We start from the raw sequence: 18,568 nt of genomic DNA, 5'->3' as shown, positions 1-18,568 counted from the left end.
GTCATGAACGGCAACGGGGCCCCGCCGCGGGTGGGGGATGTGACCACGGTGTCCGACGGGACCGAGGGGACCGACGGGATCGAAGGGGCCGCCGCGCTGGCCGTGCCCACCGCACCGAACGGGCCCACCGGCTCCGCGCGGACCAAGCTGGAGCGGGGCCGCGGCGCGCTCGGACCGGCGCTGGAGCTCGTCCACACCGGCCGCGCCCCGACCCGCGCGGTCCTGACCGCCGAGCTCGGCGTCACCCGCGCCACCGCCGGAGCCGTGGCCGCCGAGTTGGAGGCGCTCGGCCTGATCCGGGTCGACTCCCGCCCCGGCGGGGCCGGTGGCGCCCAGGGCCGTCCCTCGCACCGGCTCTCCGTGGACGAGAACGGCCCGGTGGCGCTCGCCGCGCAGGTGCACTCGGACGGGTTCCGGGCCGCCCTGGTCGGCCTCGGCGGCCGGATCGTGGCCACCGCCCCCGGCCGGGTGCCGGTCTCGGCCGACCCGGCCCAGGTGCTCCGCGCGGTCGTCGAAGCGGGCGCCGCGCTGCTCGAGGAGACCGGGCGGCGCTGCGTGGGCGCCGGACTCGCGGTGCCCTCGGCGGTCGCGGAGCCGGAGGGCACGGCGCTGAACCCGCTGCACCTGGCATGGCCCGCCGGCTCTCCCGTACGGGCCATCTTCGCCGAGTGCGTGAAGGCGGCCGGGATCGACGGCCCGGCGCTGACCGGCAACGACGTCAACCTCGCCGCGCTCGCCGAGCACCGCCACGGGGCGGGCCGCAGCGCGCAGCACCTGCTGTGCGTGGCCACCGGCCACCGCGGGGTCGGCGGAGCGCTCGTCCTGGACGGCCGTCTGCACAGCGGGAGTTCGGGCCTGGCCCTGGAAGTCGGCCACCTCACCGTGAATCCGGAGGGGCGCCCCTGCCACTGCGGCAGCCGTGGCTGTCTCGATGTGGAAGCCGATCCTCTGGCCTTCCTCACCGCCGCCGGGCGTACCCCCGGCCCCGAGGTGTCGCTGCTCCAGCAGGCCCGTGACCTGCTGCGCGAGGAGTACGCGGAGCCCGGCGTGCGGGCGGCCACCGAGGAGCTCATCGACCGGCTCGGCCTCGGCCTCGCCGGGCTGGTGAACATCCTGAACCCGGACCGGATCATCCTCGGCGGGCTCCACCGCGAGCTGCTCCACGCCGACCCCGAGCGGCTGCGCGCGGTGGTCGCGGACCGCAGCCTGTGGGGGCGCAGCGGAGGCGTGCCGATCCTGCCCTGCACGCTCGACCACAACAGCCTGGTCGGAGCCGCCGAGCTGGCGTGGCAGCCGGTGCTGGACGACCCGCTCGGCGCCCTGGGGGCCGCGGCCTGACGTACCCGGCGGCGGCTCCGGCGGACCCCTGGCCGGAGCGCTACCCGGGCCGGGTGCCGATCGAGGCGGTCACCGACAGGCCTGCGGAGACGGGCTCGGGGGGAACGGCGGCGGACGGGGCCGGGGCAAGGCCCCGTACCGGCTTCTCGGCCGGGGGCGCCGGGTGGGGCGCCAGGGCCGCCGCGTCCGGTGCGGCGCGCAGGGAGAACCAGACCAGCTTGCCCGGGGTGTCGGCCCGGTGCCGCGCCCCCCACGCTTCGCTGACGGCCGCCACGAGCGCGAGGCCGCGTCCGGAGGTCTCCAGCGCGTCGGCCTCCCAGGCCTCCGGGGCCTCCCCGGGCTCGGTCGTGGTCGCGGTCGCGGGCTCGGGTCCGACCCCGACCCCGACCCCGCACCCCGTCCCCACCCCGGTCCCGGACTTCGCGCGCAGGACCGGCAGGCGTGGATCGCTGTCGTAGACCGAGACGGTCAGGCGGCCGAGGCGGAGCTCGATCTCGACCGTGCAGGTCTTGTCCGGCTGCGCGTGGCGGTGGACGTTGCTGAGCAGCTCCGTCACGCCGAGCGCAGCCCGGTCTATGAGCGGATCGAGCTGCCAGTGGCGCAGTTGCGCGGAAACGATTCGGCGGATCTGTCCGATCCGCAAGGGCAGGGCCTGCAGTTCGACGACGCAGTGCCTGCGGGAATGACTGATCACGGCTGCGACTCCCCGACATCAGTGTTACGGGTGCTGCACCCTCGGTGACACCTCCCCAGGGTCACCCACTGTGGGCCCGTGTGCAACCGAACGCGACCGAAAGCAATCCGCATGGATACCCAAAGCGACTGTTTGCGCAGGTGAGGGGGGTACATTGCGAGAGCGGGAGCCGAGAGACGCACGATGCGAAAGAGGCATGCGATGCGCGGGGGACGCGAGCCCGCCGAGCACTCGGGGTAACGGGCAATACGAAGGAGCACGGCGCATGAGCACCACCGGTACGACCGCCACGACCATCGACGTCGACCGCAGCGACGCGGACTACCGCGCCTGGCTGAAGGAAGCCGTCCGCAAGGTCCAGGCGGACGCCAACCGCTCCGCCGACACCCACCTGCTGCGCTTCCCGCTCCCCGAGGCCTGGGGCATCGACCTCTACCTCAAGGACGAGTCCACCCACCCGACGGGCTCGCTCAAGCACCGCCTCGCCCGTTCCCTGTTCCTCTACGCCCTCTGCAACGGCTGGATCCGCCCCGGCCGCCCCGTCATCGAGGCCTCGTCCGGATCCACGGCCGTCTCGGAGGCCTACTTCGCCAAGCTGATCGGCGTCCCGTTCATCGCGGTGATGCCGCGTACGACGAGCCCCGAGAAGTGCCGGCTCATCGAGTTCCACGGCGGTGAATGCCACTTCGTCGACGACTCGATGAAGATGTACGAGGAGTCGGCGGAGCTCGCGGCGCGGACCGGCGGGCACTACATGGACCAATTCACGTACGCGGAGCGGGCGACGGACTGGCGCGGCAACAACAACATTGCAGAATCGATTTACCAGCAGCTGCGCCTGGAGCGGTTCCCCGAGCCCACGTGGATCGTGGCCACGGCCGGCACCGGCGGCACCTCCGCGACCATCGCGCGCTACGTGCACTACATGCAGCACGACACCCGCATCTGCGTGCCGGACCCGGAGAACTCCTGTTTCTTCGACGGCTGGACGAACAACGATCCGCACGCGACCAGCGATTGCGGATCGCGCATCGAGGGCATCGGCAGGCCCCGCATGGAGCCGAGCTTCGTACCCGGCGCCATCGACCGGATGATGAGGGTCCCGGACGCGGCGAGCGTCGCCGCCTGCCGAGCGCTGGAGGCGGCGATCGGCCGCAAGGCGGGCGGTTCCACCGGCACCGGCCTGTGGAGCGCACTGAAGATCATCTCGGAGATGGTGGCGGAAGGCCGCACGGGCAGTGTCGTCACCCTGTTCTGCGACCCGGGCGACCGCTACCTCGACAAGTACTACTCCGACGAGTGGCTGGCGGCCCAGGGCCTCGACATCGCCCCGTACCGGGAGACGATCGACACCCTGCTGGCCACCGGTGTGTGGAGCGAGCCGGCCGCCTGACGGCCCGCGGCCCTGGCCGGGGTTGATCCAAAGTGGCTACGCTGTGCGGACTTTGGGCGTGGTGAGGGGGCGGGGTCATGGCGGAGATCGTGGACGGCGCGGGGATCGGTGATGCCGGCAGAGGTGTCGGCGTCACCGGTAGCGGTGGTGGCATCGGTAGCGGTGGCGGGCGTGAGGGCGCGGACGGGGGCGGGGGCGGGTCGTTGGCCTGTCCCCGGTGCGGCCGGGAGGACCGGGTGCGGGGCGTGGCCGCCGCGTACCTCCGGGCCAAGGCCGAGCTCAAGGAGGAGACCGGCAGCGGCGAGGACGCGAAGACCACGACCCGCCAGGAGAACTCCGCACTGAGCAAGGCCCTCTCCGTCGCCCCGACCGAACCGGACACCAACATGGGATGTTGGGGAGCGGTGCTCCTCCTGGTGGCGGTCGGAGCCTTCGTGTGGGGCGCGATCGAGGGCGAGTGGTTCGACGCCGAGACGGCGGTGCGGTTCGTCCCCGGGACCGCGTCCGACGGGTCCTCTCTCGACGTCACCTCCGGCGCCTACCTGGGCTGGATCTCGGGCGCCGCGCTGGTGATCGGCGTCCTCCTCACGGCCCTGGCCCGCCGGGCCCTGCGGGCCTGGCGTCGCCGGACCGAACCGGGCCGGGCGGCCGCCGACCGGGTCTGGTCCGAAGCCTGGTACTGCGGCCGGTGCGGCACGGTCCACTTCTCCGGCGAACGGGCCATGAGCCTGCAGGAGTTCCGGGTCCGAGTCTGGTCCGCGGGCGGCTACGGAGACCTTGCCGTGCGGCATCCCGCGATCTGATCCGTGACACGGCTGTGGCGACAACCCCGTAGGCGCGGCGACGCGTGCTGCCTACGCTGTGCGGACTTCGATCACATCGGAGCGGAGCACCGGGGGAAACCATGGCGGGCATCGAGTACAACAGGCCGGAGCCGGGACGCGCGGACGGGGGCGGGGACGGGGCCGGGCGCGGGAGCGGGCGTCGGATCGCTCCCCGTGTGCCGCTCCTGCGGCCGAGGCGACGAAGTGCGGGCGGTCCAGGCGGTGTTCCTGGACGGACACGGCCGTGTCCGTGAGGAGACGGGCTCCGGCGCCGAGCGCCGGACGACGACCCGAGAGGTGACCTCGCGGCTGGCTCGGGCACTGGCGCCCGTGCCGCCCGCGCCACGCGTGTCGGGCCGGGCCGTCCTGGGGTACTTGCTGACCTTCGTGTCGGTCGGCACGTTCCTGGGCGGGGCGCTGTCCGGGCACTGGTTCAGCGCGAGCGCGGAGGATTCCCGACCGCCGTACCCGGCCCCCGGGTGGAACGAGCTGATCCCTCCCGGACGGGAGGCCGGCCACCTCTTCCTCGGCTGGATATCGGGGCTCGCACTGCTCGCCGCCGTCGCCAGAGCCCTGAGGGCCTACCGCGCGCGGACGGAACCGGGCCGCCCTGCCGCCGAGAGCCTCTGGGCGCGGGGGTGGTACTGCGCCCGCTGCTCCACCGCCCACTTCGCCGGCGGGCCGGCCCTGAGCCTCCAAGAGTTCCGTACGCGGGTTTGGGCGGCCGGCGGCTACGGAGACCTGGCCGAGGCGCACCGGGCAGTCGACCTGACGATTCGGCATGGTCGGGCCGATGGCGGCTGATCCGCCTTCCGCCCGATGGGCGGCGCCACCCGGCCGAGGGCTCCGCCTACTGATCCGCCCCGCGCCGATCCGCCAGTCGCCGGTCCAGGGTGCGGACCGCCGTGCGGAAGGAGTGCCCGAGGCCCGGTCGGGCGGTGGCGAGGGCGAAGCGGAAGGCGGCCGGGCCGTCCGCGCTGAAGGTCCAGCGGATGTGCGTGCCGGTGCCGGCGGGGGTGAGGCGCCAGTTCTCCAGCAGGGCCCGTACGCCGGGGACGTTGGTCTCGTCGACCCGGTACGCGTAGCGCTGCCCCGGATCCGCGGCCATGATCGTCTCCTGGAACCGGACCCCGCCCATCAGCTTGATCTCGCGCCCCGCGCCGCCCTGTGTGGGCCGGGCCAGTGTGACCGCCCCGAACCAGCTCGGCCAGCCCTCGACCTCCTCGGCCAGTGCCCGGTACACGGCCTCGGGTCCCGCGGTGCTCCGGCTGTCGAAGGACAGGCGGACCGGGGCGTCCTCGAGGAAGTCCAGCCCTACCGGGCGGAGTCGGCGAGCCATGGCGGTACTCCCAGGGTCGGTCGGCATGCGGCGGGCTGTGCGGCAGTCACCCTAGCTGGCGGGCCGTCAGATGTCCGCCGCGGGGTGGCATACCCGTTTCCCGGACCCGGCGCCAACCTGGACAATGCCGTGCATGCGTATCAGAGCAGCGCACATCGACGAACTGCCCGTCCTCCAGGACATCGAGAGGGCCGCCGGCGAATGTTTCCGGGCCATCGGCATGCCGGAGATCGCCGACGACGAGCCGCTCCCGCTCGATGAACTCCTCGGCTACCGGAAGGCCGGGCTGGCCTGGGTCGCGGCCGACGGGCCGGGCACGGGCACACCCGTCGGCTATCTCCTCGCCGACCGGGTGGACGGGAACCTCCACGTCGAGCAGGTGTCGGTGCACCCGGACAGTGCCCGCCGCCGCATCGGACGCGACCTGCTGGAGCATCTCGCGGTCCGGGCCGCCGCCGAGTCCGCCCCGGCGCTGACGCTCACCACCTTCACCGACGTCCCGTGGAACGCCCCCTACTACCTCCGATGCGGCTTCCGCACCCTCGGCGAGAGCGGCCTCGGGCCCGGTCTGCGAGAGATCCGCGACCGGGAGGCCGAACACGGTCTCGACCGCTGGCCTCGGGTGTGCATGCGCCGGGACCTGTGAGCGGCGGGCGGGAGCCCCCCGTCAGACCACCGGCGCCGGCAACTCCGGCAGGTCCGCCGGGAACAGCAGGGTGAGATCGTCCGTGCTCGGCTCCGACAGCTGCGCCACCCGCCCCGCGTGCCGCTCGACCATCGACTCGAAGGTCTGGCGGGCGGTGCGGCCGTTGCCGAAGGCCGGACCCTTGGGCAGATCGGTGAAGTACGTCAGCAGCGCCTCGGAGGTCTTCTCCCCGAGCCGGTACTCGTGCTCCTCGGTCTGCTGCTCCACGATCCGCAGCAGTTCCTCCGGCCCGTAGTCCCCGAAGGTGATGGTCCGGGAGAACCGCGAGGCGACGCCCGGGTTGACGGTCAGGAAGCGGTCCATCTCCGCCGTGTACCCGGCGACGATCACCACCACCGCGTCCCGGTGGTCCTCCATCAGCTTCACCAGGGTGTCGATCGCCTCGCGCCCGAAGTCGCGTCCCGAGTCCTCGGGCGCCAGCGCGTAGGCCTCGTCGATGAAGAGCACCCCGCCGCGCGCCCGGTCGAAGGCCTCCTGGGTGCGGATCGCCGTGGATCCGATGTGCTCGCCGACCAGGTCCACCCGCGAGACCTCCACCAGGTGGCCGCGCTCCAGCACGCCGAGGGAGGCCAGGATCTCCCCGTACAGCCGGGCCACGGTGGTCTTGCCGGTGCCGGGGGAGCCGGTGAATACCAGATGGCGGCGGACGGAGGCCGCCTTGAGGCCCGCCTGCTGCCGGCGCCGGCCCACCTCGATCATGTCGGTGAGAGCGCGGACCTCGCGCTTGACGCTGTCCAGCCCCACCAGGGCGTCGAGCTGCCCCAGGACCTCGCCGGAGCCCCGCCCGTCCGAGGCCGGTCCGTCGGCGGCCGGGGCCGGCTCGTCGGCGGGACGCGGAGCCGGCACCCGCTCCGTCGCGGGCCACTGGGCTACGGGGCTCTGCGCGGCCGAGACGGTACGGATCCCCGCGCGCTCCCCGCCCGAGGCCGCCCCCGAAGCCGAGTGGGCGGCGAGCCGCGGCCCCGACTCGTCGCTCGTGCAGTCCTCGGCGACAGGGCCGTCCTCGGCGAACTCGTAACCGCCGCGCGCCGAGCGCTCGGTGTGGCAGCGGCTCAGGGTGGTGCGGCAGCCGTCGATGACGTGGAACCCGAAGCCGGAGCTGCCCGTGACCCGGCACGCGGTGAAGGTGCCGCGGCCGCCCGCCGACACGTAGAACCCGGCCTCGGCGGGGGAAGTGACCGTGCACCGCTCCAGCGCCGGATCGGCGCCCTTGGTGACGATCACGCCGGTCTGCACGGAGTCGATGGTGCAGTTGGCCAGGGTGCCGCCGCTGCCGTGGTCGCGGAACCAGGCTCCGGTCGCGGCCTCCCTGATCCGGCAGTCGTCCAGCTGGGCCGTCGCCCCGTCGCTCACCGAGACCGCGGTGTTGCGGACCTGGGAGAGGTCGCTGTCCACGACGTCGGCGCGCGAACCCCGGTCCAGGACGAACAGCGCGTCCGGCACGTCGTGGACCCGGCAGGAGTCCAGTGAGGCGCTGGCGCCGTCGCTGATCCAGACGGCGGGATAGTCGCCCGTGCTGTCGTGGATCTCGCAGGATTCGGCGACCACCCGGGTACCCGGATCCCACACGGACAGGCCGTTGCGGCCGAAGCGGCGCACGGTGGTGCGGCTGAGCGTGAGCACCGAACGGGAGCGCAGGTCCACCGCGTTCTCCGGGATGTCGTGGATGTCGCATCCGGCGAGGGTGAGCACGGCGTCCGTGTCGAGGGTGACCCCGTCGGCGGAGGTGCGGTGGACCGAGCAGTCGGTGAGCACCGCGCTCGCCCGCGCCGCGATCTGCACGCCGGCGCCCTTGATCTCGTAGACCTCGCAGCCCAGTGCCTCCAGGCCGGAGCCCTCGCCGGTGACCCCGATGCCGGCGCCCGTGGCGTGGTGGATCCGGCAGCGCTCCAGCCGGGGACGGCCGCCGCCGCGCACCGAGACCCCGGCCTGCCCGGCGGCCACGACCTCGCACTCCTCGAACACTCCGCCGCCGCCGTCCAGTACGGCGATCCCGACCCCGGCCGGATTCTCCACAGTGCAGCGCCGGACCAGTGGCCGGGCGCCGCTGCCGCGGACCTCGATTCCGGCCGCGGACCGGGTGCTCACCCGCAGGTCCGTGAGCTCGGGGGAGCCGTCCTCGATGAGCAGCGCGGGAGCCGCCCGGTCCTGGCCCTCCAGGTACAGGTCCTGGACCACGGCCGAGGCGCGGACGGTCAGCGCGACGCCGTCGAGCGGAGCGATCCGCACCGAGCCCACCGCGCCTTCCGGCCCGCGCAGGGTGACGGCGTGGTTGAGCACCAGGTTCTCCCGGTAGGTGCCGGGCGCGATGGAAAGGACGTCCCCGTCACCCGCCACGGCCAGCGCGGCGGTCAGCGTCGGATATTCACCGGAGCGGCGCCGCCACCGCGAAGACCCGCCGTGCGTCACCTGGACCGTGCCCTGAGCCATGGTGCTGTCGTGCCCCCACCCTCGTGTTCGCGTGTTCCGTTGCGCGTGTTCGTTTCCCGCGCTGCCGAAGAGACGGTCGAGACCTAGGCGACGGTTCCGGCCGTCCCACCGTAGCGCGCGCGGGGCCGGTGAGTTGCCAGGTCAGCTGCCCGCGCCCGCTCGGCCCCAGTCGGGTCCCGCGGCGGCCCATGCGCGGTCCAGCCGTATGTACCGCTGATGCATGAGCCTTCGTACGACCAGGCGGCGGACCGTCTCCACCAGCCCGGCGATGCCGAGGGCCGCCGCCAGTCCCGCTACTCCCGCGTGGAAGGTCGCGGAAGACGGGTCCAGGGGCTGTCCGACCAGCCGGCCGTGCGTATCGGTCCATATCCGGAACCGGTCCCCGGGGTGCGGCGGTTCCTCCGCCGCCGGCACCGTCCCCTGGTGGCTGCTGCCGTCGGGAGCGGTCCACGAAGCGACGATCTGCGTGCGCTGCGGGGTTTGTCGCTGCGCCGCCGGATCGGTAGCCGCGCCCGCGAGGGCATCCGGGGCCGGCCGGACCACCACCGCGGGAATGAGGTACCGCTCCTGCCGCTGTTCGCGCGCGGCCCGCTGCAAGGTGCCGTCCACCCGCAGGCCGGCGGCACAGCCGATGGCCGGAGCCACCAGCAGAACACACACCAGCGCGGCGAACGCCACCCACGCCTCGAAGAGATCAGTCTGCCGACGCAACGGATTGCGCCGCCAACGCCACACACCCAATGCTGTCCGCACGGTCCGGCTCCCCCAACTTGTGCCAGTCTCCGTCTGCCTGCTCTGCCAGCCTCCCGCATGCCCCGATCGTGCGCATTCCAGGACTCGCGAGACTTGTGTCACCCGATCCGGTACACGTCGGTGGAGGAATCAGAACCCTCACCCGCACCCCTGCAACCGCTCGGCTCTCCCCGCACCTTTCTCGCAGCTTCCCCGTACGTCTCGAATGCTCCAACGGGCAGTTCACGGCGGTTGGTTCCGGGGAATTCGAAGAGCCCCTCGAACGTGTCATTCCGTCGCGCGGCCGACCGGTCGTGCCGCCGCGCGCTCCGCCGTTCGTCCCCATTCGTCCCCGCTCGTCCCGCTGTTCGTCCCGCCCCTCGTCCCGCGGTTCACTCCAGGACGCGGACCTCGTCGCCGACGCGGACCGTGCCCAGCCGCACCGGCACCAGCAGCCGCCCGAAGGCCAGCGACTTGCCGATCCGACGGTGCTTGGCCAGGGTCTTCAGGGGCTCCTTGCCCCGCTCCGCCGTCGCCTGGTCGGTGGTCGTGACGATGCAGCGCCCGCATTCGCGCACCCCGCGGAAGACGGCGTCGCCGATCGCGATGCGCCGCCACTCGTCCTCGGCCCACGCCTGCGCGCCGGAAACGACCACATTGGGGCGGAAACGGTTCATCGGAAGCGGCCCCTCGCCAGGGTGGTCCCCCTGCGCGATCAGCGAGTTGAGGGCGTCCAGCGAGGCGAGCGTGGCGATCAGCAACGGGTAGCCGTCGGCCAGGCTCACGGTCTCGCCGGGCAGCGCGTAATCCGGATCCACGGGCCGGCGTACGGCCGGGTCGTCCATGTGCACGAGGTGCGCCGGTACCCCGAGGTACGCGCCGAACCAGTCGGCAGCCGCAGGCGCCGCGGCCACGGTCTCGATCTTCTTCCCGAACAGCACCACGGTTTCCAGCGGCCCCGGTTCCGGGACCTCCACGGTCAGGTCCGCCATGCCCGGTGCCGACAGAGCGATCCCGCCGCCCCCCAGCGGACGGGCGCTCGCCAACGCCAGCCTCGGCTGCTGGCGTTGGGTGATGACCGCGCCCTCGCCGTCCACCACCGCCCACCGGCGGTCACCGGCCAGACCCCAGGGCTCCACGGCCACCTCGTCGGGAGCTGTCCCCGCTACCGACTTGACGGGGTGGACGTGGAGCGCCTGGACATACAAGTTCGCCATGAGGGCATACTGCCAGCCGCCCTCGGGGCCTCCGCCACGACCTCGCTGCTGTGGGTCAGTAACCCCGTCCCTGCGGCTGGTACGGGCGGCCGTACGGGTCCTCGTACGAGGCGGCCGGGACCGGTGCGGGCTGCGCCTGCATCGGACGCGGCGCCGCCGGACGCATGGCCTCGTAGCCGGTGCTCGTGGCGACCGGACGGGGCTGCTGCGACTGGGGCTGCGGGACGTACCCCCCGCGGGCCGCGAACGGCTGCGGCGGGACGTACGCGGCGGGCGCCTGCTGGAGCGGCATCTGCTGCTGCATCTGCTGGTACGCCGGCTGCGGTGCCTGCTGCTGGTACTGGTACCCGTACGCCGGCGCGTGCTGCTGCGGCAGGGCCGGCGGGAGCGCGGCCGGCAGGGCGGGCAGCGCGGACGGGAGGGCCGGGAGGTACCCACCGCTCGAATAGCCCGAACTCGGGGAGTCGTAGGCGGCCGGGACGCGGATCGGAGCGATCTGCGGGGTGCCGCGTTCGGCGACGAGGGAGTCGTAGATGGGGGTGTCCGGGAAGGAGGGCGCGGAGTAGTAACCGCCGCCATAAGTGGAGCGGGGGGAGGTCATGGACCTAAGTTAAGCCCACGACTTCACCGGGTCCATAGCGAGGTGCCCCCAACACCGCCCTGACCTGCATATTCGCAGGTCAGGGCCACAGCTTTCACTTCATGTTCACGTGCACGATTCGCCACTTCCGCCCCGTCTTGCTCCTACTCGTACTCGCCGGTTGGCCGGTGCACCGATGTGGAGCCGGAGGTCCGCCGGCCGCCCACCGGTCCCGTGCTGACAGAGCGTCACAACATGGTGACCTCGGATGACATGGTTTCGGGTGGGGACGACCGGTTTCAGACGTCGCTCGGGCGGGCATAGGTACGGCCCTTCCATGACGCCCCGCGTCCGCGGTAGTGCTGCACGGCCGAGTCGACGGTCATCAGGAGATAGAGCAGTGCGGTGAGCGGAAGCAGCGGCGCGAGGGCGGGCGGCTGCCGGTAGTAGCGCAGCATCGGCAGGTACGTGGCGGTCATCAGCAGCCAGGCCAGCCCCCCGGCCCAGGCGACGGCGGGCCTCCCGGCGGCGAGGCCCCCGAGGAGGGCGGCCGGCGGCACGAGGTAGACGAGGACCAGTCCGGCCACCGTCCCGGCCAGCAGCGCGGGCTGGTGGCGGAGTTGGGCGTACGCGCTGCGCGAGACCATCCGCCACAGGTCGGCGAGGGAGTCGTACGGGCGCACGCTGTCGACCCGCTCCGCGAGGCCGAGCCAGATCCGCCCGCCGGCGCGCTGGACGGCGCGGGCGAGGGAGACGTCGTCGATGACGGCCTGGCGGATCGAGTCCGGCACTCCGGCCCGTACGGCCGCCTCGGTGCGCAGCAGGACGCAGCCTCCGGCGGCGGCCGCGGTCCGGGCGGTCGGGTGGTTGATCCAGCGGAAGGGGTAGAGCTGGGCGAAGAAGTACACGAAGGCGGGGACGATCAGCCGCTCCCACGCACCGACGGCGCGCAGCCGGGCCATCTGCGAGACGAGGTCGAGGCCGGCGGTCGTGGCCGCGGCGACCAGCTCGCGCAGGCTGTCCGGCTCGTGGGCGATGTCGGCGTCCGTGAGGAGGAGGTAGGCGGGGGGCTGCGCGGACGGGTCCGACCGGACGGCGGCCGGGGTCACCGCGTGGGTGATGCCGTGGCGCAGCGCCCAGAGCTTGCCGGTCCAGCCGGGGTCGGGATCGCCGGGGGAGAGGACGGTGAGGGGGAGTCCGGGATGCGCCTCGGCGAGCCGGCGGGCCAGGGCGGCGGTGCCGTCCGAACTCCCGTCGTCGACCAGGATCACCTCGGCCTCGCCGGGATAGTCCTGCGCGAACAGCGTGGGCAGGCTCCGCGGCAGGACCGCGGCCTCGTCCCTGGCCGGGACGATGATCGCGACGGACGGCCAGTGGGCGGGCGCGTGTCGCGGAGGCAGTCGGTTGTCGGTCCGCCAGAACATGCCTTGGCCGAAGGTGAGCCAGAGCCAGGCGGCGAGCGAGACGCAGGCGGCGACGAGGAGGGGACCCATCCCGGCAGTGTCCCGCGCGGGGCGGCCCGCGGCGGGTCGGGACACCGGCGGGTCGGGACACCGGCCTTCTGCCGCATCGGAGCGCTCGGGGGCCGCGGTGCCGTTGGCCCTGGCCGGACAGGGGCATCGACTAAGGTGACCAGGTGAAGATCGCCCTCATGGACTCCGGTATCGGCCTCCTCGCGGCGGCCGCCGCGATGCGGCGGCTGCGGCCGGACGCCGAGCTGGTGCTGTCGTGCGACCCCGACGGGATGCCCTGGGGTCCGCGGACCCCGCAGGACCTCACCGGGCGGGCGCTCGACGTCGCCCGCGCCGCCGCCGCGCACCGTCCGGACGCGCTGATCGTGGCCTGCAACACCGCCTCCGTCCACGCGCTGCCCGCGCTGCGCGCGGAGCTGGAGCCCGTGATCCCGGTCATCGGGACCGTGCCGGCGATCAAGCCCGCCGCGCTCGCCGGAGGGCGAGTGGCCATCTGGGCCACCCCCGCCACCACCGGCAGCCCCTACCAGCGCGGGCTCATCCGGGACTTCGCCGACGGGGCACGGGTCACCGAGGTGCCCTGCCCCGGACTGGCCGACGCCGTCGAGGCCGCGGACGAGGTCGCCGTCGTACGGGCCGTGGCCGCGGCCGCCGCGCTGACCCCGGCCGACGTCACCGACGTGGTGCTCGGCTGCACGCACTACGAGCTGGTCGAAGCCCCCATCCGGGCCGCCCTCGCGGCCCGCACGGGCGGCGCCCGTCTCGTCTACCACGGCTCCGCCGGGCCCGTCGCCGTGCAGGCGCTGCGCCGCCTCGGCGCCCGGCCCGAACCGGGCCTGCCGCTCACAGGCGGCCTGACCGTCCTGCTGAGCGGCCGTCCGGGCGCCCTTCCGGCAGCCGCCCTCGGTTACGCCGAAGGCCGCCTCCTGGCTGGTCGGAACGCGGCCGTCGGGGGATGACCCCGAGACGAGCCCCGCTTGCCGGGGGTCACGTCCGGGTCGGTCAGCGGCCCTGATTCGTTCGAGGGCCCTCCGCGAGGCGTAGTGCCAGGTCGCGCAGCGCGGCCGCGTCCAGGGTGCGGTCCGCGAAGCCCGGCAGGGGGACGTGCAGCGGGGTGGTCCAGGTGTCGGGGATCGCCGCGCGGCCGTAGCGGGCCCCGGCCAGGGTGCCGGTGACCGCGGCCACCGTGTCGGTGTCGCCGCCCAGGTCCACGGCGGCCCGTACGGCGTCCGCGAAGCCGGTCGTGGTGCGCAGCGCCCACACCGCCGAGCCCAGGCAGGGCCAGACCGCCCCGTTGAACTCGGTGGCCAGCTCCGGGTGCCAGTCCGGGGCGAGGACCCGGGCGTACCGCTCGCGGTGGCCGGGGTGCACGGCCTCCAGCGTCGCGGGAAGCGCGGCCAGCGGATCGGCTCCGTCCAGGGCCACCCTGACGAGCTCGTGCAGGACGGCCGTGCCCTCCCACGCGGCCCGGTCCCCGTGGGTGAGCGCCGCGATCCGCCGGGCCGCGCCGCCGCAGTGCCCAGCGCGTGGCCTTCGGCTCCCGGAACCTGCACCGCTTCGTGACCCTCCGCCGTCCGGCCCTGCGCGACGCGCTGATCAGCCTCCTGCCCGGCTAGAGGTGTCAGGAGGTGTCTTGAGCCCGTCGTCGCATCGCCCCGGAGAGCCGGTGGCGTGCGTGCGGATCGTGAGTACGCTGCTACACATGACGGTTCACCCCCCGGGTCCGCTCTGGACGGGCCGGGCATCCAACCGCGTGCAGTGGCTGCTCGCGGGGGCCGGTGTGGCCTGCCTGGCGCTCGGCGTCGAGCTCGCCGTCGACTACGCCTGGGACGTGGGCATCGTCGCGCTCCTCATGGCGGTGATCGGTTGCCTCGCCGTGGGCCTGCTCATCCTCTTCGGCACCCTGGCCTTCGTCCACGTGGCCGTCACCGTGGACGCCGAGGTGATGGAGGTGCGCTGCGGGCACATCGGCGTGCCCCGCCGGAAGATCCGGCTGGCCGAGGTGACGTCCGCCGAGTTCCTGCCCCGGATCACCCCCCAGCAGTGGGGCGGCTGGGGCTACCGGTGGCGCCCGGAGAAGGGGACCGCCGTCATCGTCCGGCGCGGCGAGGGCCTGGAACTGAGGCTCGGGGACGGAAAGCTGTTCACCGTCACCGTGGACGACGCCGAGAACGCGGTACGCGTGATCCGCACCCATCTGCGCGCCCTCGCCCACTGAGCCGAACACCGCAGCCCACCGGCACAGCAGGGGGACGTACACTCCGCCAGATGAGCAGCAGTGCGACCCGCCCGGCGGGGAACGAGCCCCCGAAGCCCGCCGACCCGACCGGGGCGGGACCGGAAACGGAAGCGGAAACGGAAGCGGAAGCGGAAACGGAAGCGGAAGCGGAAACGGAAGCCGCAGTGGACGTGGACGTGGAACCCGGATCGGTCCGCGCCCGCCGGTGGGCCGGCCGGCTGAAGCGCCCCGCGCTCGCCGTCGTGTCCGGCGTGCTCCTCTACCTCAGCTTCCCGCCCCGCCCCCTGTGGTGGCTGGCCCCCTTCGCGCTCGCCCTGCTCGGCTTCTGCCTGTACGGGCGCCGCGCGCGGGCCGGCTTCGGTCTGGGCCTCCTGCACGGACTCGCCTTCCTGCTGCCCCTGCTCGTCTGGACCGGCGAGGGCGTCGGCCCGGTCCCGTGGCTGGCCCTCGTCACCCTCGAATCGCTCCTGATCGGATTCACGGCCCTGGGGATCTCCCTGGTCAGCCGGCTTCCCGCCTGGCCGCTGTGGGGCGCCGCCGTCTGGATCGCCGGCGAGGCGCTGCGCGCCCGCGCCCCCTTCGGCGGCTTCTCCTGGGGGAAGCTCGCCTTCGGCCAGCCCGACGGGATCTTCCTGCCGCTCGCCGCGCTCGGCGGCACCCCGCTGCTCTCCTTCGCCGTGGCCCTGTGCGGATTCGGGCTCTACGAGGTCGTGCGCGTCGGCACGGGCACCCGCCGGGCCACCGCCGCGCTGCTCGCCGCCACCGCCGTGGCCGCCCCGCTCGCCGGGGCACTCGCCGCCCGGCCGCTGGTATCGGACGCGGCCGAGGACGGCACCGTCACGGCCGCCGTCATCCAGGGCAACGTTCCGCGGTCCGGTCTGGACTTCAACTCCCAGCGCCGCCAGGTCCTGGACAACCACGCCAACCGCACCCTCCAGCTCGCCGAGGACGTCAAGCTCGGCAAGGTGGCGAAACCGGACTTCGTCGTCTGGCCGGAGAACTCCTCGGACATCGACCCCTTCGCCGAGCCCGATGCCTACACGGTGATCGACAACGCCGTCAGGACCATCGGCGTTCCCGTGGCGATCGGCTCCGTGCTGGTCCCGGAGACGGGCCCGCTGCGCAACACGATGATCCTGTGGGACCCGGTCAAGGGCCCCGTCGACACCTACGACAAGCGTAAGATCCAGCCCTTCGGCGAGCGCATGCCGATGCGGTCCGTCGTCCGGCTCTTCAGCTCGGACGTCGACCGGGTGCGGCGCGACTTCGGCCCCGGCAAGGAGCCCGGCGTCTTCGACATGTCGGGCAGCGGAGTCGGCATGGTCACCTGCTACGAGGCCGCCTTCGACGACGCGGTCCGCTCCACCGTCCAGGCGGGTGCCCAGGTCCTCGCGGTGCCCAGCAACAACGCGACCTTCGGCCGCACCGAGATGACCTACCAGCAGCTCGCCATGGACCGCGTCAGGGCCGTCGAGCACAGCCGGACCGTGCTGGTCCCGGTCACCAGTGGGGTCAGCGCCGTCATCCGCCCCGACGGCAAGGTCGTCAGCCAGACCAAGATGTTCACCGCCGACGCCCTGGTCGAGGCGATCCCGCTGCGGTCGAGCCAGACCCCCGCCACCCGCTTCGGCCCGCTCGCCGAGTACTTCCTGTTGGCCGTCGCCGCCTTCGGGCTCGGCTGGACGCTGGTCCGCCGGGTCGCCAGGGCCTCCTAGGCGCGCGGGCCTCGTAGGGTCGGGGGATGACCACACCCGATTTCATCCGGACCCTGCGCGCCAGCGCCGGGCACCAGCTGCTCCTGCTCCCCGGGGTGACCGCCATCGTCGTCGACGACGACGGGCGGGTCCTGCTCGGGCGGCGCGCCGACACCGGGCGGTGGTCGGTGATCGGCGGGATCGCCGAGCCGGGGGAGCAGCCTGCCGAAACGGCGGTGCGCGAGGTGTACGAGGAGACGGCGGTGCGGTGCGTCCCCGAACGGGTGGTACTGGTGGAGATGCTGCCGCCGATCACCTATCCGAACGGGGACGTCTGCCAGTTCCAGGACATCACCTTCCGCTGCCGGGCCACCGGCGGGCGGGCCCGGGTCAACGACAACGAGTCGCTGGAGGTGGCCTGGTTCGCGCCCGACGCGCTGCCCGAGCCGCTGGAGTCCTTCGCCGTGGACCGGATCCGCCGGGCCCTGCGGGACGAGCCGACCTGGTTCTCGGCATCCGACGTGACGTTGGCCGAGCCCGAGCCCGAGACAGAGCCGCAGTCCTAGCCGCAGGCCCGGCCCGCGCGTGGCCGAGGCCTCAGTCGCTGTCGGAGGCCTCGCGGTAGAGCTCCACGGCCTGGTCGCCCATGACTGCGCTGTACGAGACCTCCGGGACGTCCCCACCGCCCTGGTAGCCGCCGAGCACGCCCGCCAGGGCGCCGTCGACGAGCCAGGGGCTGCCGCTGGTCCCGCCGCTGAGGTCCGGGCACTCGATGCGGCGCTGCGTCTCGGAGAACAGGGTCGTGGTGTTGGCGCAGTGCAGCGGGGAGTCGTCGCTGCTCGGGTAGCCGACGATGGAGAACGCGGCGTCGTCCGGCTGCTCCGCGGCCACCGGGAAGGCGCCGACCACGTCCTCGACCGACTCGTCCTGCCGGCCGTCGGCGGGGACCACCGTCGCGAAGGCGATGTCGTCGTCCGGGTTCCGGCCGTTCGTCCAGTCCGGCGCCACGTACGCGCTGGTCAGCTTCCACAGCCCGTACGGGGCCTCGCCGTCCCGGTAGCCGGGCGCGAAGTAGGTGCCGTCCAGGCTGTCCAGGCAGTGCGCGGCGGTGGCGATCACATCGTGGTCGTCGCTGCGCACCACGGCGGCGGTGCAGAAGTGCCCGCCGTCGAGGCCGCCCGCGAAGAGCGCGCCGACCCGCCCGGCCGTGGCGTCGGCGGCGGCCGTGGTGGTGACTCCGAGCGGCGGCTCGGCGACCGCGGCGGGGATGTTCAGGCTCAGCAGGGCAGTCATCGAGGCCAGTGCCAGGAGGATCCGGGTCGCACGCCTGCCACGGGCGCGGGGGCGGCGTTCCGGTCGGGAGGGGATGCGCTGGATCATGTGCAGAGCTTCTCGGGCGAACCTGTGCCCGGGGCCCGGTCTTCCCTGAGAATCGGCTGTGAATCAGGGATTCCGGTGTGGTTCTCACCTGGTTCTCAGAAAACCGCGCACGGCCCGGCGCGGCCGGGGGCGGCGGTGCGGCCCCCTCAACGCCGTTCGTACACCGTCACCTGGCGGCGGCAGCATCGCCACCACCGAGACCCCGACCGCGACCAGCACGAGGGCCCCGTCCGCCGCCCGGGCCCGGCGGCCGGGAGCAGCGAGACCACAGCAGGGCCGAGGGCCCGGCGCCCCCGTGACCAGGGGGTACGAGGTAGTACGCCCCGTTGACGGCGTCCACCGTGCCCGGCATGTGCCAGATCTCGCCGGTGGAGCGCTCCGCCACCTGCCAGGTCGCCGCCTCGTCCCGCCACACGCTGCGGGCGCCCGCCTGTGCGGACGGCGGATATGTGGGATGTCATGAAGGCGTACGGGCCCTCGGTCAACAGTTCGGGCGGAAACCACCAGTCTATGGACGACACGGACGGTTT

Annotated in this window: 17 protein-coding genes and 1 pseudogene; 9 read left to right on the top strand and 9 right to left on the bottom strand. The window is 73.5% G+C overall.

The genetic code is table 11. The features are described from left to right. Positions 1–3: 3 nt before the first annotated feature. Positions 4–1,338 carry an ROK family protein gene (locus tag AC3IYJ_RS05520; protein ID WP_489400221.1) on the top strand — a complete coding sequence of 445 codons (1,335 nt, stop codon included), beginning with the start codon at positions 4–6 and terminating at the stop codon, positions 1,336–1,338. A gap of 40 nt (positions 1,339–1,378) precedes the next feature. On the opposite strand, the gene AC3IYJ_RS05515 is transcribed toward AC3IYJ_RS05520, so the two are convergent. Continuing rightward, entirely contained in the window at positions 1,379–2,032 is a 654-nt protein-coding gene (locus AC3IYJ_RS05515; protein ID WP_489400220.1) for an ATP-binding protein, read from the bottom strand. Positions 2,033–2,297: 265 nt separating this feature from the next. On the opposite strand from AC3IYJ_RS05515, the gene cds1 reads away from it, so the two are divergent. The 3 genes from cds1 (at position 2,298) to AC3IYJ_RS05500 (ending at position 5,053) form a co-directional block, all read left to right on the top strand. Further along, entirely contained in the window at positions 2,298–3,425 is a 1,128-nt protein-coding gene (gene cds1, locus AC3IYJ_RS05510; protein ID WP_489400219.1) for an L-cysteine desulfhydrase Cds1, read from the top strand. Positions 3,426–3,502: 77 nt separating this feature from the next. Beyond that, a complete protein-coding gene (locus AC3IYJ_RS05505) occupies positions 3,503–4,228 on the top strand; it encodes a hypothetical protein (RefSeq protein WP_489400218.1) in 726 nt (241 codons plus the stop codon). 225 nt (positions 4,229–4,453) lie between these two features. Then, the gene (locus AC3IYJ_RS05500; protein ID WP_489400217.1) at positions 4,454–5,053 is read left to right on the top strand and encodes a hypothetical protein; all 600 of its coding nucleotides are present in this window, start codon (positions 4,454–4,456) and stop codon (positions 5,051–5,053) included. A 46-nt stretch (positions 5,054–5,099) separates the two neighbouring features. Here the strand turns inward: AC3IYJ_RS05500 and AC3IYJ_RS05495 are convergent, their stop codons facing one another. Further along, on the bottom strand, positions 5,100–5,588 hold the full coding sequence (locus AC3IYJ_RS05495; protein ID WP_489400216.1) for an SRPBCC family protein: 489 nt from the start codon (positions 5,586–5,588) through the stop codon (positions 5,100–5,102). A 133-nt stretch (positions 5,589–5,721) separates the two neighbouring features. On the opposite strand from AC3IYJ_RS05495, the gene AC3IYJ_RS05490 reads away from it, so the two are divergent. Beyond that, positions 5,722–6,234: a GNAT family N-acetyltransferase gene (locus tag AC3IYJ_RS05490; protein ID WP_489400215.1), complete on the top strand. Its 513-nt coding sequence runs from the start codon at positions 5,722–5,724 to the stop codon at positions 6,232–6,234. A gap of 21 nt (positions 6,235–6,255) precedes the next feature. On the opposite strand, the gene AC3IYJ_RS05485 is transcribed toward AC3IYJ_RS05490, so the two are convergent. From AC3IYJ_RS05485 to AC3IYJ_RS05465, 5 genes are all read right to left on the bottom strand, one after another. Further along, a complete protein-coding gene (locus AC3IYJ_RS05485) occupies positions 6,256–8,724 on the bottom strand; it encodes a right-handed parallel beta-helix repeat-containing protein (RefSeq protein ID WP_489400214.1) in 2,469 nt (822 codons plus the stop codon). A gap of 141 nt (positions 8,725–8,865) precedes the next feature. Continuing rightward, complete coding sequence (locus AC3IYJ_RS05480) at positions 8,866–9,459, bottom strand: Rv1733c family protein (protein WP_489402697.1); 594 nt, start codon at positions 9,457–9,459, stop codon at positions 8,866–8,868. 389 nt (positions 9,460–9,848) lie between these two features. After that, a complete protein-coding gene (locus AC3IYJ_RS05475; RefSeq protein WP_489400213.1) occupies positions 9,849–10,673 on the bottom strand; it encodes an MOSC domain-containing protein in 825 nt (274 codons plus the stop codon). 55 nt (positions 10,674–10,728) lie between these two features. Continuing rightward, complete coding sequence (locus AC3IYJ_RS05470) at positions 10,729–11,274, bottom strand: DUF6643 family protein (RefSeq protein ID WP_489400212.1); 546 nt, start codon at positions 11,272–11,274, stop codon at positions 10,729–10,731. A 278-nt stretch (positions 11,275–11,552) separates the two neighbouring features. Beyond that, positions 11,553–12,746, bottom strand: coding sequence for a glycosyltransferase (locus AC3IYJ_RS05465; protein WP_489400211.1), 1,194 nt, complete (start codon positions 12,744–12,746; stop codon positions 11,553–11,555). A 143-nt stretch (positions 12,747–12,889) separates the two neighbouring features. On the opposite strand from AC3IYJ_RS05465, the gene AC3IYJ_RS05460 reads away from it, so the two are divergent. Continuing rightward, on the top strand, positions 12,890–13,684 hold the full coding sequence (locus AC3IYJ_RS05460; protein ID WP_489400210.1) for a glutamate racemase: 795 nt from the start codon (positions 12,890–12,892) through the stop codon (positions 13,682–13,684). Positions 13,685–13,727: 43 nt separating this feature from the next. Here the strand turns inward: AC3IYJ_RS05460 and AC3IYJ_RS05455 are convergent. Then, positions 13,728–14,231: pseudogene (locus AC3IYJ_RS05455) on the bottom strand (ADP-ribosylglycohydrolase family protein); the annotation flags it as partial. 196 nt (positions 14,232–14,427) lie between these two features. Between AC3IYJ_RS05455 and AC3IYJ_RS05450 the strand changes: the two are divergent. From AC3IYJ_RS05450 to AC3IYJ_RS05440, 3 genes are read left to right on the top strand one after another with little or no spacing between them, the layout of a single operon-like run. Then, positions 14,428–14,943, top strand: a complete 516-nt coding sequence (locus AC3IYJ_RS05450; protein WP_489400209.1) for a hypothetical protein — start codon at positions 14,428–14,430, stop codon at positions 14,941–14,943. 50 nt (positions 14,944–14,993) lie between these two features. Then, complete coding sequence (gene lnt / locus AC3IYJ_RS05445) at positions 14,994–16,679, top strand: apolipoprotein N-acyltransferase (protein WP_489400208.1); 1,686 nt, start codon at positions 14,994–14,996, stop codon at positions 16,677–16,679. 26 nt (positions 16,680–16,705) lie between these two features. Next, on the top strand, positions 16,706–17,224 hold the full coding sequence (locus tag AC3IYJ_RS05440; RefSeq protein ID WP_489400207.1) for an NUDIX hydrolase: 519 nt from the start codon (positions 16,706–16,708) through the stop codon (positions 17,222–17,224). A gap of 31 nt (positions 17,225–17,255) precedes the next feature. Here the strand turns inward: AC3IYJ_RS05440 and AC3IYJ_RS05435 are convergent, their stop codons facing one another. Continuing rightward, a complete protein-coding gene (locus tag AC3IYJ_RS05435; protein WP_489400206.1) occupies positions 17,256–18,038 on the bottom strand; it encodes a trypsin-like serine peptidase in 783 nt (260 codons plus the stop codon). Between the last annotated feature and the right edge of the window lie 530 nt (positions 18,039–18,568).

It is taken from the genome of Streptomyces sp. GL_140 (genome assembly GCF_057834465.1).
Note: the sequence above shows the minus strand (reverse complement) of the source record. Positions and strands in the feature narration are given on the sequence as shown.